We start from the raw sequence: 14,234 nt of genomic DNA, 5'->3' as shown, positions 1-14,234 counted from the left end.
AAGGACACTGTATGCCGACCGACGTAGTCATGCCCCAGATGGGCGAATCGATCACCGAAGGCACCCTGACCAAGTGGTTGAAGCAGCCCGGCGACACCGTGGCGCGCGATGAACCGCTGTTTGAGATTTCGACCGACAAGGTGGACGCGGAGATACCGTCGCCCGCCGAAGGCGTGCTGAAGGAGATCAAGGCGAAGGAAGGCGAGACCATCGCGATCAATACCGTGGTCGCGGTGATCGATGCTGCGGGGTCGAGCAACGGTTCGTCAAACGGCACGGCTCCGCAGGCTGCGGCACCCAGTGCGTCCACCGCCGCCGCGCCCCCATCGCAGGTCGGTTCACAGACCGCACCGGGTGCAACGCCGGGCACGGACGTGCCGATGCCGCAGATGGGCGAGAGTATCACTGAAGGCACGATCACCAAGTGGCTGAAGAAGGTTGGCGACCACGTTCAGCGCGACGAGCCGCTGTTTGAGATTTCGACGGACAAGGTGGACGCGGAGATTCCGTCACCGGCGGAAGGTGTGCTGACGGAGATCAAGGCAGAGGAAGGCCAGACGGTTGCGATCAACACAGTCGTTGCGGTGATTGGCGGCGGTGCGCCGGCCAGTTCCGCGGCCGCGGCAGTTCCTGTAGCCACCGGACAGGGCGATGGTGTGGCGACAAGTGCATCGCAGCCAGGCGCTCCGGGTGGTGCTGCTGCTTCAAGTGGAAGCGGTGCGGGCACGTCCACTGCGAGCAGTCCGGCAACCGAGGTGATGATGCCGCAGATGGGCGAGTCCATCACCGAGGGCACGATTACCAAGTGGCTGAAGAAGGTCGGCGACCAGGTTCAACGCGACGAGCCGATTTTTGAGATCTCGACGGACAAGGTGGACGCGGAAATCCCATCGCCCGCCGCCGGAGTTCTGACCGAGATCAAGGCGCAGGAAGGCCAAACGGTGCAGATCAACACCGTGGTCGCCGTGATTGGTGGCGCAGCCGGCACGACTGGCGGAGCTGCGCAACCGCAGACCACGCAGCCGGCACCCACCGCCACGCCCGACACACAGGCACAGCGCGCCGGTGCCAACGTGGTGGCTGAGGTGGAGAGCGGCAAGGGGCCGCGCTCGTCACCGCTGGTACGGAAGATCGCAAGCGAGAACGGTGTGGACCTGCGGACGGCGGGCATCTCCGGATCGGGCTTTGAAGGCCGCATTACCAAAAACGACATCGTTGGCTATATCAACAATGGCGGCAAGGCTGTGGCGGGTGCGCCGTCGCCCATGCTCGGCCAGCCGTCGAGCCAGCAGGGTTCGGCCACGCCGTCGGTTCCGGGCACGCCTTCGCACAGCATCGCGCAGGTGTCCAGCGGCACGCCGCAGCAGGTAAGCAGCGCCAGGCAGGAGGCGAGCACCGCGCAGTCGGCGCCCGCAACCACCGCTCCCAAGCAGGCCGCGGCGGAGTCCGCGCCCGTGCTGGGCGAAGTGGTGCCCATGTCGAAGATGCGCTCCATCATCGCCAAGCGCATGGTGGAGTCCAAGCAGACCTCGGCGCACGTGCACACCGTCTTCAAGGTGGACATGACGCGCATCGTGCGGCTGCGCGAAAAGGAAAAGACCAAGTACGAACAGCGCAACGGCGTAAAGCTGACGTTTATGCCGTTCATCACGCGTGCCGCCATCACGGCGCTTCGCAAGCACCCGATCGTGAACGCCGCGGTCGAGGGGCAGAACATCCGCTACAACAAGAACGTGAACATCGGCATTGCGGTCGCGTTGGACTGGGGACTGATCGTGCCGGTGCTGAAGCAGACCGAGGAGAAAAACTTTCTCGGCATTGCCCGCGGCATTGTGGACATTGCCGATCGCGCCCGCAACAAAAAGCTGGCCCCCGACGAGGTCGCCGGCGGCACCTTTACGCTGACTAACTCCGGCATCTTCGGCGAGCAGTTCGGAACGCCGGTGATCAATCAGCCGCAGGTGGCGATCCTGGGCATCGGCGGCTTGAACAAGGAAGCCTTGGTGATCCAGGACAAGGACGGCGGCGACGTGATCGCGGTGCGCAGCGTGCAGCGGTTCACGCTCGGCTTCGATCACCGCATCATCGACGGCTCCGACGCGGGCAAGTTCATGACCGACTTCAAGAACTACCTGGAGAACTGGTCGGAGGACATCGGGTAAGCGGTTCACTAACACCGGCAGCAGGAAAAACGGGGCACATCGACACGATGTGCCCCGTCTTCGCTTCGCGGAGCACGGGCATGTTTGCCCGCAGTTGCTTACACCTGCACTGTACCGCCGTCGACAAACAACTCTACGCCGGCGACATAGCTCGCATCGTCTGACGCCAGAAAAACGACGGCCTTTGCGATCTCGTCCGCATCACCCACGCGGCCCAGCGGCACACGCGCGGCGAGGGAGTCATAGAGGGCCTTCCTTTGCTCTTCGTTTTGCGCCAGGCCGCTCAGCCCGGGCGTGTCAATGGGACCGGGGCTGACCACGTTGACGCGGATGCGGCGGTCTTTCAGGTCGCTGGTCCAGCCACGCGCGAAGGAGCGCACCGCAGCCTTGGTCGCGGAGTACACGCTGAACGCCGGATCGCCCTTGACCGAAACGACGGAGCCGTTGAGCACGATGGACGCGCCGTCCGGCAGCAATGGCAGCGCCTTCTGCACGGTGAAGACAACACCTTTCACGTTGGTGTTGAAGGTGTCGTCGAACTGCTGCTCGGTGATGGCGTCGAGCGGGGCAAAGCTGCCGCCACCGGCATTGACGAAGAGCACGTCGACCCGGCCCTTCTCCTGCTGAATCTGAGCGTATAACGCGTCCAGGTCTGCCAGCTTCGATGCATCTGCCCGGACTGCTTTCGCATTTTCTCCGAGCGATGCAGCGACGGTCTGCAACTCCGTCTCGCGCCGTCCCGTGATGTAGACGAACGCCCCTTCCTGCAGGAATCGTTTCGCCGTTGCCAGGCCGATGCCCGAGCTGCCACCCGTGACCAGCGCTACTTTTCCTTCCAGTTTGCCTGCCATCTCTCACCTCTTTTTCTGAACCGCACGTTTCAGATGTGCGCTGTCCTGCAAACGGCGCGAACAGGGAGCAGATGAGCAGTGTCGCCGGCCTGACGATGCGGTCACTGTCCATCCCTGAGGCATAGTGCACCGCGCCTGCGGAGCAGTGGAGATCGCCGGATGAACGCGCTCAGACGCGCCAGACGCTTTGTGGCTAAGCATCTGCAGCTGCCGGTCACCTCAAGTGTGTCATCATCCTGCCAGCGATGGATTTGATCGAACAGCAGGTAGAAACGCACCCTCGGCCGCAGATGCGCCGTCCCTGGCGGAGCCTGGACGGCGAGTGGGAGTTCAGCAAGGGGCGCGATCAGAAGTTTGTACAGCATGACCGCGTGGTCTTTGAAACGACGATCCGCGTACCGTATAGCCCGGAGACCGAGGCGAGCGGCGTTGCGGACACCGACTTCTACAACACCGTCTGGTATCGGCGGACCTGGGAACAGGAGCCGCTTGGGCCGGGCCAGCGGGTCATGCTGCACTTCCAGGCAGTCGACTGGCGCGCGACGGTGTGGGTCAACGGCAAGCGGGTAAAGACGCACGAGGGTGGATACACACCCTTTCAGGCGGACATTACCGCCGAGCTTGTGCCCGGCACGACGCAGCAGGTTGTGGTGCGGGCGCAGGACGATCCGGCCGATCTGGCGAAACCGCGCGGCAAGCAGGACTGGCTCCGCGAGGCGCACTCCATCTGGTACCCGCGCACCACCGGCATCTGGCAAAGTGTGTGGCTAGAAACGGTGAACCAGGAGCGCATTCACGCACTGCACTGGAGCAGCAGCCTGGACCGCTGGGAGATCGGTCTGGAGGCTCTGCTGATTGGCCAGCGGCCCGAGCCGATGCAATTGGCAGTGCGGCTGCACGTGGGCGAACAGTTGCTGGCGCACGATGTGTACACGGTCATTGCGGGCGAGGTGCACCGGCGCATCGCACTGTCGGACCCCGGGATCGACGACTTCCGCAATGCGCTGCTGTGGTCACCGTCGTCACCCACTTTGATTGAGGCAGACATTGAACTGCGCACCAGCGACGGCACGGTGCTGGATACGGTGCAGAGCTACACCGCGCTGCGCTCTGTGGCGACGCAGGGGGACCGCTTCATTCTGAACGGGCGGCCGCTGAACCTGCGGCTGGTGCTGGACCAGGGATACTGGCCGGAAACCGGTCTGACTCCGCCGGACGATGCCGCGCTGCGCAAGGACATCGCCCTGGTCAAGCAGTTGGGCTTCAACGGCGTTCGGAAGCATCAGAAGATCGAGAGCGCCCGCTTTTTGTACTGGGCCGACCGCATGGGCCTGCTGGTTTGGGAGGAGATGCCGAGCGCCTACCGCTACACCACACAGTCCATCCAGCGCGTGACGCGGGAGTGGATGGAGGTGGTGGAGCGGGACCGCAGCCACCCGTGCATTGTTGCGTGGGTGCCCTTCAACGAGAGCTGGGGCGTGCCTGACCTGCCGGATAGCCCGGCGCAGCGCCACTACGTGCAATCGCTGTACCACATGACCAAAACGCTGGACCCAAGCCGCCCCGTGATTGGAAACGACGGCTGGGAGAGCGTGGCGACAGACATTATCGGCATCCACGACTACGACGACCAGCCCGAGCGGATGAACGTGCGCTATGGGCGGAATGAGATCGAGTCGAAGCTGCTGAACCGGGAGCGGCCGGGGGGCCGTATGCTGGCCCTGGAAGGCCAGGAGATCTCCTTTAAGCAGCCGCTCATGATCACTGAATTCGGTGGCATCGCGTACCCCGGTGCGGACGCCGCCCCTGCCGTCGAAGTGATGGGGAGTGCCAATGCGGCAAAGGCCAAGAGAGACTGGGGGTACTCCCGCGCAAAAACGCCGAAGGACTTCCTGAAGCGCTACCGCGATCTGCTGGAATGCGTGCGCACGATGCCGTCAATGGCGGGCTTCTGCTATACGCAGTTCACTGATACGTATCAGGAGATCAATGGCCTGCTCTACGCGGACCGCACTCCCAAAGCACCGCTGAAGCAGATTGCGTTGGCAACCAGCGGGGCTGTGCCGAGCGCGACTTTGGCACCGGAGCTAGACCCGCAGGTCGATCAGGCATGGCGCGACGGCATGATGCGACGGCACTGAGTGGGTTCGCGACAGAGATGAAGTGGTCGTTTCAGACCATTTGCATGGCTTCGCCGACCACTTCAAGTTCTGAAGGTCTCCCGCCGGGAACTCGTGCCGCCTTTGTGTCCGTGTTTCGCCATTTGAGGGCCGGGGCGACGTCGTTCACGATCGTCTCCAGCAGGTGTACGTTGTATGCCACGCCGAGCTGGTTGGGGATCGTCAGCAGTAGCGTATCCGCTTCGGCAATGGCTTCGTCGTACCGCAGCTGCTCGACGAGCTTGTCCGGTTCGGCGGCGTAGCTGCGGCCGAAGACCGCGCGCGATGGTCCGTCAATGTAGCCGAACTTGTCGCCGCCGCCTCCGGAGCCGCCGAAGTACATGCGGTCCAGGCCGTTCGTGATTGGAAAGATGCTGCGGCTGACCGAAACGCGCGGCGTGCGCGTGTGGCCTGCCTGCTTCCAGGCATCGCGGTAGGCGCGGATCTGTTTCGCCTGCTGCACATGGAAGGGCTCGCCCGACTCATCGAACTTCAGCGTGGACGATTGCAGGTTCATGCCAACCTTCGCCGCCCATTCCGCCGTGGCGTTTGAGGCGGCACCCCACCAGATGCGGTCACGCAGGCCCTCGGAGCGCGGCTCAAGCCGTAGCAGGCCGGGCGGGTTCGGAAACATGGGACGCGGATTTGGCTCCGCGAAGCCGTAGCCTTCCAGTAGCTTCAGAAAGGTTTCGGTGTGGCGGCGGCCCATGTCCTGCTCGGTTTCGCCTTCGAGCGGCTTGTGACCGAAGTGACGGAAGCCGTCGATGACCTGCTCCGGCGAGCCGCGACTTACGCCGAGTTGCAAACGGCCACCCGCGATCAGGTCGGCGGAGCCCGCGTCCTCGACCATGTAGTGCGGGTTTTCGTAGCGCATGTCGATCACGCCGGTGCCGAGCTCAATGCGGCTGGTCTTGGCACCAATGGCAGCGAGCAGCGGGAATGGCGAGCTGAGCTGCTGCGCGAAGTGGTGAACGCGGAAGTACGCGCCGTCCAGGCCAATGCGCTCCGCCTCCACCGCAAGGTCGATGGATTGCAGCAGAACGTCGGACGCGGAGCGCGTCTGCGATTGCGGAGAGTTGGCCCAGTGGCCAAAGGAGAGAAAACCGAGTTTCTTCATGGGAAGCACCCTGTACGTTGAACACCTGTCCTGGTGTGCGCACCTATCGGATGTATTTCGATGTCGAAAGATTCATACGCCCGCGCTGCTGGTCCACTCTGCGATGGGACATGAGTTTCGCTGCGGGACGTGACATTCCACTGTTGTGGGATTTCCGACCCGGGCGCGGAGGTGGAGTCTTGATCATGCTGTACAAGCGATGTGCAGAGGACGAGTCCGGGGAGGCTGAAGTGCAAGGAGATCCATTCGCAGATCTGGAAATCCCGGTTCCACTGCAGGAAAGCTTGGACCGGCACCGCAATCATCTTGCGGAATTGGTAGTGAATCTTCGATCGGCAGGTTTGGACGAAGCTCAGATTGAGCAGAGCGTCTCCACAATCGTCGAATCGTATCGGCAGGAACTGGTGCGCGCGATGAAAGGGATGGCGAGGTGACTGGCATGGATGCAAAACTTCACGATGAACAGGGCCGTATCGCTGCGCTGCGCCGCTATGAGGTTCTCGACACGCCTCGGGAGGCGCCGTTTGAGCGCGTCGCTAACCTGGTACGCACCGTCCTGAATGTTCCGATTTCGACCGTTTCGCTGATCGATACGGACCGGCAGTGGTACAAGTCATGCCTTGGCATGGAGAGCCGCGAGCTTCCAAGAGAAGAGACGTTTTGCACTCATACGATCCGCGCGCGCGAGCCGCTGATTGTGCCTGACACCCTGCTGGACGACCGCTTTGCGGAGCTTGCAATCGTCAAGGGCGAACCATTTATCCGCAGCTACGCCGGCGTTCCACTGGCCAGCCCAGACGGCTACAACCTAGGCTCGCTGTGTGCGATCGACAGGCAACCCAGGGAGTTCAGCCCGGCGCAGATCGAGGTTATGAAGAGCTTCGCGGCTTTGGTGGTGGATGAATTGGAACTCCGCCGCATCGCGCAGATCGACTCGCTTACGGAAGCGGCCACACGCAGAAGTTTCCTGCTGGAATTGGAAAAAGCGATCTCCAATTTCAATCGCAGCGGCAGACCCGCAACCTTGCTGGTCATGGATGTCGACCATTTCAAACGGGTGAACGACACCTTTGGTCACGCCGCTGGTGATGACGTACTGCGCAAGACGTGTACGAAGATCTCTTCCCTGCTCCGCAAAGCAGATTGCATCGGCCGGTTGGGCGGCGAGGAGTTCGGCATTCTGCTGAACGAAGCCGAGGCCGATCTTGCGTGGAAGATCGCGGAACGCTTGCGTCAAACTGTGGAGGAGCTGACCTTCTCCGGTGTCGACTCCCAGGTCACCGCAAGTTTTGGGCTGGCAGCGCTCGACGCAGACCTGCTGCAGCCAGACGTGTGGCTGGCACGAGCGGATGAAGCGCTGTACGCCGCGAAACATTCGGGGCGGAACCGGGTATGTGTTGCGGAGAGCAAAGCTGTGGCTGCTCGCACTGTACCGAAAGGCGAGACTTCTGCCGAGTTGGTGCCAGCAAGCTAGCGCAGTTCCCACAAGTGTGGCTCCTGAATCGTTTAGAAGTGTCATCCTGAGCGAAGCGAAGGATCTGCTTTCTTTTAGGAGCAGCACTACGCCTCGAGGAAAACAGCTTTAGAACTGCTCTGCAGCTCGCCGCCGGGCCTTGTCTTCCGGCGGTTTCGTTGGAGCTTATCGCGACGCCCCCCCGCTAGTCCTCGGGCGGTTCGCTCCCGTACTGCCAGCCTCGCCGCTCCAACGCTGCACACAGCCGGTCGATGCTGGCGGGATCAGCGGCGCGCAGAAGGACCAAGCTCTTTCCGCTGCTGAGCCGGAGGTAGAGGTAACCGGGCGCGGAGGGGTGGCGGGTGTTGAGGGTAGGGCCAAAGATGCGCATGTCGGCCAGCGCAAACCAGCGGCGGCTCATACGCACCCTGAGCAGGCGGCGTTCGAGCTCGATCGTGTTGCGCTCAAAAATCAGGTTCGTCGTGGCGACCTCGGAGTACAGAGCACCCAGGCACGTGAAAGCAAAGAGGAATCCTGGGATCGCGAGAAACACATACACCAATCCCCAGTTGCCGGTGTCGCTCAGAAATTTCCAAACCAGATGCGAGGCAAGCCGCCCTGCCACAGCGGTGAGGGTTGCGAAGATGACGATGCGAACCGGCCGTTGCGGCGCCGGCGCATGAACGCGGATGCTGTCTTCGCTTTCACTGATGGCGAGTTTGTGCGGCATGGTCGTTATTACAGCCTTCTTGCAATTGTGACGCTGAACCGCGAGCACGGCGAGAGGGTTTGCTGCTGAGATGTTGTTGCATGAGCTACGACACTGCGCTGCTCTGACCGGTTGGCCAACGGGCGTACGCGACAAACGCGGGCAGATGGGAGGGAAGCAGCGGGCTTTAGAGTATTTCCACTCAGGGATTGATCCTGAATCGCTTAGAAATGTCCTCCTGAGCGGAGCGAAAGTCTGCTTTCTTCTCGGAGCAGCACTACAATTCGAGGAGAACAGCTTTAGTCTTGCGCTGCTGCGGCAACTAACTCCACGGTGACGGACAGTTCCCGGTCGCCCGCGGCGGTTTGAATGGGTGCCTGCGCGGCTCTGGCGAGTGGGGCGCGATCTTCATACGCGACGGAGGCCGGCATCGCAATGGACGGCGCGGCTTGCGTGTTGACGGAGACGACCGTGAGCATGTGCCCGCCTGCAGCACCGGCCATGGCCCTGGCCTGATCCAGCGCGGTGCGCGTCGCCTCGGCCGCCAGGTCGTCGTGCGCTTTCGCGACCTGCTCCTGAGTGGGAGTGAAGACGGTGCTGCTGATGGTGGACGCACCGTGGGTCAGAACGCCGGATAGAAGCTCTGCGGCCTTCTCCGGCGTGGTGCGGAACGAAACAGAGACGGAGCCGTTGTATGCGACGGTGCGGTCGGGCCCGCTCTTCTGATAGCGCTCGTCCGGCGAGAAAGAGAGCGCGTCGGTGCGGAGGTGCTCGACCTGTTGAGCCTTCAGAAAGCCCATCAGCGTATTTGTCTTCTGCGTGAGGCTGCGTTGTGTGTTCGCCAGATCCCGCTCGGCCACACTCACGCCGACAGAGATGTCGACCGCGGAGTTGTCAATGGTGCGGTGCGCCGACGCCGAGGTGGTGATGAGCGTGGCGGCATGCTTCGCGTCGTCTTTGGAAAGGCCCGAAGCGGCGGAGGGCACGCCGTGGCGCGAAAGCGGGGAGAACACAAGCAGCAATAGCAGCACCGTGGCGAGCACAGCGAGACCGGCGATCCAAGCACGTTGATTCATGATGACTCCCAAGGCGAGGTTGCAGCGTACCGCGTGTGTGCTGCAGGCTTCGTGATGCGTTGGACACTCGGTACCGCGATTATGTTCCTGAGGCGACGATGGAGTTGTCAGTCTGCCAAAAAGATGTTTGTAGTCACGCAGGAGGATGGCGGCGTGCACAGGTGCAGGAAGCGTCACTCTGATGGGTGCGCCCTCAACAGCAACATAAAGGCAGTCGTTCCGGAGTGCCCTGCAGCAGCGGTTTGCTTCGGCTCTGCACGGCATTGTGTGCAGGTCGATTCGGCTCCGGAGTGGTTCGTGCGAGAGGCCCAGGGCTAAAGCCCTGCTCTCTCGTGGGCTGATTCAGCGGCCTAAAGACCGCTGCTCCCTCCCTGGTTCTCCCACGGCGGACGGAGAAGAGTCGTGGGAGAGCACAACGATGCACAAGAAGAGTCGAGGAAGAGATCCCAAGTCGTGCAAGGGAAAGCCGCAAAGATTTCGAAAAAGGCGACGAAGGGAGCCGTGGGCTTTAGCCCACGGAAGAACGTCGCGTGTAAACCGGGCTTTAGCCCTGGACGCGCTGCCGCATTCAGCCGGGCGGAAATCATGAAAGAAGCTCAGGGCTAAATCTAACCTGTGGTGTGCGACGGTTCAGCAGCTTATTGGCCGCTGAACTCCCGAATGTAGAGACTAGACCATGCGCTATGAAACTAGATGGTCCATGACCAGTTTTCGTTAAAGCCGTCCGTCGCAACGAGCTTCTTAAAACCAGCCTTCCTAAGTGTCTCAAAGAGCTCGCCGTCATTGCTGAGTTGATGTGCAAAGACTTTAGAGACAAAGATATAACGAATGTGCATCGTCGTGTGTCGTGGGCCTGATGTTGTGACGTCGACATTCAGACCTTTGTCTAGCATGCGATTCTCCGCGAATTTAGCCAGTGCGATGCGTACAACCTCGTCGGTATCGGCCTGTTGCTTAGCGGCTTTTGCTGCACTTACCGCCGCCTCAAGGGTCTGCTGCTTCTTAATTCTCGTGTAAGCAGAGCGAAGCGACTGACCTTGCACGTGCATTTTCGGCTCAGCAGAATCCAAGTGCCTGAAAGCCAATGACTCTTCTGGAAGTGTCGCCCCTTTCTTCAGAAGGCCAGCCGCAGCTTGATAATGCTGAACCGGTGTCATTGATGCAAATTGAGCCGCATCTGCAGCAGCCTGCTTAGCGGCATCCCGTTCCGAACGGTACCTTGCATCCTGCAACTCGATCTTGCGGGCTCTTTGCGCTCTCCTGACAAAAGCTGATTGGACGGTCTGCACTACGCAGATGACCGAAACTGCTGCCAACAGAAACGCGACCTTGGACTTGGTAGAGACAGTAGGTCTGGTCCACCCGAAACAGACCACGCCTAATGCAATGGATAGGAGGGCGGCAGCGGGGACATGCAAAAGCGCAAACCCGAAGAGGCAGATCATTGCAGAAAGAAAAAGAACAAGCCGTTGAGCGCTGGCGACATGGGCTCGTTCACGAACTGCCAGCGGTAGTCGGAAAGGCTGCATCGGGTTCGAAACAGTGCAACCGCACGACGGGCAGAATCTTGCTCCCGGCGGAAAAGGGATGCCGCAAATCTGACATGACATAGCGCTCGTTATAAAGTTCACGAAGCCTCACCGCAATGTCACTTAAGTGGAAAGGCCGCCCTGTGAGGCGGCCCTTCTGTAGTTACGCGGAGCGGCTGCTGCTGACGTGTTTAGTCGCCGGCGACGAGTTCGTTGTCCTTAACTTCGGTGACAACCTCGACCTTCGGTGCTGGCTGGATGCCGCCAAGGCCGCCGATTTCGCCGAGGGCGACGAAGCCGGGCTGCTCGGATTCCTTGAGGATTTCCTTGCGGTACAGCTTGGCCATGCGGGCGTTTTCGGCTTCCTGCTTCAGCTTTGCGTCGCGGGCGCGGATTTTCTCTTCGCGCGCGTTCTTGGCGATGCCGGACTTGTCGAAGGTGTCGTTGGCGGCGGAGTTGACGTGGGCGTCGTTGAGCACCAGGTCGTACTTCTCCTGCTTCTCGATCGCGACCTTCTTGCCACCGGCGAAGATTTCGTGACGGCCATGCTCCTCGTACCACTTGGTGAGGGATGAGGTCATGTGCATCTTCTCGATGATGTTGCGCCAGCCCACACCGGTGTTGTACGCGCAGAAGCTGATCTCGCCTTCCTGCGTGGCATAGGGGATGATGCACTGCTCGGTACGGCGGAAGTCGTAGTTGAACAGGTCCTGGAACCACATGCCGGCGATGAAGAGGAAGTTCCAGCGGTCGGCGCGGCGCTTCTCGATGTCGGCCTGGGTGCGGTCTGCGGTGACCTTGCCGTAGTTGCGGCCGGTCGCGCCAAAGCACTTATCGAACTTCTGCAGCAGATCCATGATGCGGAAGTGGGTGGGTGCCTTGGACGGATCGTAGTTGCGCAGCAGGGCGAGCGACACGCCGACGATGGAGAGGAACTTGCCGCGGGCGGCGTCATTCACCTTGGCCACGTCCTTGGCGAGACGGTCGGCGTTCAGGAAGGCGGTGACGGGCACGGCTTCCTTGGTTTCCTTGTCGATCATCAGCGCCATGCCGATGCCGCAGTTCGGGTGGCAGCCGCAGGAGAGCTGGCCCCAATCGTGGTCCGGTCCGTGGACCAGATCGGCCCAGTCGGAGAAGGTGGACATGAAGCTGATGGGGAACCAGTCGCGGGTGGATTCGCCGAGACCGGTCTGGGTGCGGACATCGTGCGCGAGATGGGAAAGCGTGTACCGCTGCGCCATGCGGCGCTCGTCGGAGACGGCTTCGTCGCGGCCCGTAAAGCTGACCGGCTGGAACGACAGGAAGTTGATCTTCTTCGGGTTGTCGAGCGCGAACTGGATGATGCGGCCGACCTGCTCGTTGTTGATGCCGTTGATGATGCAGGTGACCGGGACGATGTCCACACCGGCTTCGTGCAGGTTGTGGATGGCCTGCAGCTTCACATCGAACGAGTTGCCGACCTTGCGGTGCGAGTTGGCGGCGTTGCCGATGCCGTCGAACTGCAGGTAGGCGTAGCGCAGACCGGCTTCCGCCGCGGCCTTGGCGAACTCCTTGGACTTGGCGAACTCGATGCCGTTGGTCGCGGCCTGCACGGAGTTGTAACCGACCTTGCGGGCGTAGGCGACGGCGTCCAGGAAATAGGGGGAGAGCGTGGGCTCACCACCGGAGAACTGAACGGACATCTGGCGGCGCGGCTTAATGGAGATCGCGTTGTCCAGCATCAGCTTGATCTCGTCCCACGTGAGTTCGTGGACGAAGCCGACCTGGTTGGCGTCCATGAAGCACGGGTCGCACATCATGTTGCAGCGATTGGTCAGATCGATGGTTAGAACCGAGCCGCGGCCGTGCGTGACGGTCGAGGTGCCGTGGTTGTGCAGTTTTTCGTCGTTATGGGCGCGGATGTCGCGGCCCGGGAAGACCTTTTCCAGGTGCTCCATCATCGGCGGATCGATGGACATGACGTCTTCGAAGTGGCCATGGATGGGGCAGTCCTTCACCATCAGGATCTGGCCGTCGCGCTCGATGATCTGCGCCTTGATCTCGCCGACCTTCTCGTTCAGCAGAATCTCGTGGGGCAGCTTGCCGTCCACGATCTGCTGGCGGATTTCCGGGATGCACTTGGGGCAGAGCGAATCGGTGGTGCGGGGCCAGCCAAGGGGCGGCTTCTCCTTCTGGTAGCTCTTCAGCAGAGGCTTGTCCGACCACTTGGGGGTGAAGGACGCGTTCGGACTGATGCTGTTCAGCTTTTCAAAGACGTTCCAACCTGCGCGCGCGGCGAGGGTGAGCGACTTTTCCATGAGCTTGGAGGCCTTGGCCATGATTTCTCCTAAATACTGCCGTTGATCCTGTGGAAGGACGCCCGCTCTGCTGGGGTTGCAAGGGGGCTGTCCGCCTGAGCTTAAGTGACAAGTGGTGGATGCGGAAGATGACAGATTTGATTCATTTGCCGCAGGCCAAGTTGCCAGAAAGAAACGGTTTACGCCTCCATGAGGCTACCCTGGTGGGACTGGCTCGTGGAGCGGTTTTCATCGAACTGCAATCATCGGCAGCGAAGGGGAAGACCATGCAGCGAAGGGTAACCAGCTTACCGGGCTGGAGCAGTGGCAGGATGATGCTGATGCCGGTCTACCTGGGGTGGTGCAGCGGGTGCAGGACCGTAATCGAGCGTGACGGTTAGGACCTGTCCGTCAACTACGATGACGCCGATGAACTGACCACGAATCGCAGCGCCCTGCTGAACGCTGATATACGGCTTTTCGCCCTCAAGGGGAAAGCGGAGACCTGCAACGATGCCACGAATGCCCTCGGCCCGAATTTGTGCGTTGCACTCGGCAATGGCCTCCTCTAGATATCTCAGCATGGCCGACCGGTTGTAACCACTCATCGCGACTCGCGCCCGTAGGTGGCGAAACGGGCCGAACTTCGGCGCAAAAAATCGATGCACCATCTCATGGTCTATGGTCATATTTCCATCTTTGAAAGGAAGTCGAATGTCGACGGTAATGTTGCCGTACGGATCCGTTGTCCCCCATTTGCCGACCAGTAGTTTGGCTGTAAAGGGTTCGACCGTGCCAGGAGCGGGCGGCGGCGGTACATTCTGCAGACTGGGCCTGTAGTTCATATTTCGAAAATTCTTGAGTCCACCCGCTTCGCGGAAGGACTTGAGCGGCTTTTGAGC

General features: G+C 61.2%; 11 protein-coding genes. 4 read left to right on the top strand and 7 right to left on the bottom strand.

The window, feature by feature from the left end; translation table 11 throughout:
* The first annotated feature begins 11 nt into the window (after positions 1–11).
* Complete coding sequence (locus ACOFKT_RS15895; protein ID WP_419804961.1) at positions 12–2,162, top strand: 2-oxo acid dehydrogenase subunit E2; 2,151 nt, start codon at positions 12–14, stop codon at positions 2,160–2,162.
* Positions 2,163–2,260: 98 nt separating this feature from the next.
* Here the strand turns inward: ACOFKT_RS15895 and ACOFKT_RS15890 are convergent, their stop codons facing one another.
* The gene (locus ACOFKT_RS15890; RefSeq protein WP_419804960.1) at positions 2,261–3,013 is read right to left on the bottom strand and encodes an SDR family oxidoreductase; all 753 of its coding nucleotides are present in this window, start codon (positions 3,011–3,013) and stop codon (positions 2,261–2,263) included.
* A gap of 245 nt (positions 3,014–3,258) precedes the next feature.
* Between ACOFKT_RS15890 and ACOFKT_RS15885 the strand changes: the two genes are divergently transcribed.
* Complete coding sequence (locus tag ACOFKT_RS15885) at positions 3,259–5,154, top strand: glycoside hydrolase family 2 protein (RefSeq protein ID WP_419804959.1); 1,896 nt, start codon at positions 3,259–3,261, stop codon at positions 5,152–5,154.
* 31 nt (positions 5,155–5,185) lie between these two features.
* Here ACOFKT_RS15885 and ACOFKT_RS15880 read toward each other — a convergent pair whose 3' ends face one another.
* Positions 5,186–6,289: an LLM class flavin-dependent oxidoreductase gene (locus tag ACOFKT_RS15880; protein ID WP_419804958.1), complete on the bottom strand. Its 1,104-nt coding sequence runs from the start codon at positions 6,287–6,289 to the stop codon at positions 5,186–5,188.
* Between the two features lie 179 nt (positions 6,290–6,468).
* Here ACOFKT_RS15880 and ACOFKT_RS15875 point away from each other — a divergent pair, with 179 nt between their 5' ends.
* Both ACOFKT_RS15875 and ACOFKT_RS15870 read left to right on the top strand, forming a co-directional pair.
* A complete protein-coding gene (locus ACOFKT_RS15875) occupies positions 6,469–6,723 on the top strand; it encodes a hypothetical protein (protein ID WP_419804957.1) in 255 nt (84 codons plus the stop codon).
* A 5-nt stretch (positions 6,724–6,728) separates the two neighbouring features.
* Complete coding sequence (locus tag ACOFKT_RS15870; protein WP_419804956.1) at positions 6,729–7,763, top strand: sensor domain-containing diguanylate cyclase; 1,035 nt, start codon at positions 6,729–6,731, stop codon at positions 7,761–7,763.
* 184 nt (positions 7,764–7,947) lie between these two features.
* Here ACOFKT_RS15870 and ACOFKT_RS15865 read toward each other — a convergent pair whose 3' ends face one another.
* The 5 genes from ACOFKT_RS15865 to ACOFKT_RS15845 form a co-directional block, all read right to left on the bottom strand.
* The gene (locus ACOFKT_RS15865; protein ID WP_419804955.1) at positions 7,948–8,472 is read right to left on the bottom strand and encodes a hypothetical protein; all 525 of its coding nucleotides are present in this window, start codon (positions 8,470–8,472) and stop codon (positions 7,948–7,950) included.
* Positions 8,473–8,750: 278 nt separating this feature from the next.
* Positions 8,751–9,527, bottom strand: coding sequence for an SIMPL domain-containing protein (locus tag ACOFKT_RS15860; protein ID WP_419804954.1), 777 nt, complete (start codon positions 9,525–9,527; stop codon positions 8,751–8,753).
* A 689-nt stretch (positions 9,528–10,216) separates the two neighbouring features.
* Positions 10,217–11,056 carry a hypothetical protein gene (locus tag ACOFKT_RS15855; protein ID WP_419804953.1) on the bottom strand — a complete coding sequence of 280 codons (840 nt, stop codon included), beginning with the start codon at positions 11,054–11,056 and terminating at the stop codon, positions 10,217–10,219.
* Positions 11,057–11,247: 191 nt separating this feature from the next.
* Positions 11,248–13,374: a radical SAM protein gene (locus ACOFKT_RS15850; protein ID WP_419804952.1), complete on the bottom strand. Its 2,127-nt coding sequence runs from the start codon at positions 13,372–13,374 to the stop codon at positions 11,248–11,250.
* Positions 13,375–13,640: 266 nt separating this feature from the next.
* Complete coding sequence (locus ACOFKT_RS15845; protein WP_419804951.1) at positions 13,641–14,177, bottom strand: hypothetical protein; 537 nt, start codon at positions 14,175–14,177, stop codon at positions 13,641–13,643.
* Positions 14,178–14,234: the final 57 nt, after the last annotated feature.

It is taken from the genome of Terriglobus sp. (assembly GCF_965201105.1).
Taxonomy (GTDB): domain Bacteria; phylum Acidobacteriota; class Terriglobia; order Terriglobales; family Acidobacteriaceae; genus Terriglobus.
This window is presented reverse-complemented; position numbering and strand designations above follow the sequence as displayed.

Excerpts from the sequence above, each read along its gene's own strand:
- ACOFKT_RS15895 (WP_419804961.1), top strand. The coding sequence starts at position 12 with ATGCCGACCGACGTAGTCATGCCCCAGATGGGCGAATCGATCACCGAA.
- ACOFKT_RS15890 (WP_419804960.1), bottom strand. The coding sequence starts at position 3,013 with ATGGCAGGCAAACTGGAAGGAAAAGTAGCGCTGGTCACGGGTGGCAGC.
- ACOFKT_RS15885 (WP_419804959.1), top strand. The coding sequence starts at position 3,259 with ATGGATTTGATCGAACAGCAGGTAGAAACGCACCCTCGGCCGCAGATG.
- ACOFKT_RS15880 (WP_419804958.1), bottom strand. The coding sequence starts at position 6,289 with ATGAAGAAACTCGGTTTTCTCTCCTTTGGCCACTGGGCCAACTCTCCG.
- ACOFKT_RS15870 (WP_419804956.1), top strand. The coding sequence starts at position 6,729 with ATGGATGCAAAACTTCACGATGAACAGGGCCGTATCGCTGCGCTGCGC.
- ACOFKT_RS15865 (WP_419804955.1), bottom strand. The coding sequence starts at position 8,472 with ATGCCGCACAAACTCGCCATCAGTGAAAGCGAAGACAGCATCCGCGTT.
- ACOFKT_RS15860 (WP_419804954.1), bottom strand. The coding sequence starts at position 9,527 with ATGAATCAACGTGCTTGGATCGCCGGTCTCGCTGTGCTCGCCACGGTG.
- ACOFKT_RS15855 (WP_419804953.1), bottom strand. The coding sequence starts at position 11,056 with ATGCAGCCTTTCCGACTACCGCTGGCAGTTCGTGAACGAGCCCATGTC.
- ACOFKT_RS15850 (WP_419804952.1), bottom strand. The coding sequence starts at position 13,374 with ATGGCCAAGGCCTCCAAGCTCATGGAAAAGTCGCTCACCCTCGCCGCG.
- ACOFKT_RS15845 (WP_419804951.1), bottom strand. The coding sequence starts at position 14,177 with ATGAACTACAGGCCCAGTCTGCAGAATGTACCGCCGCCGCCCGCTCCT.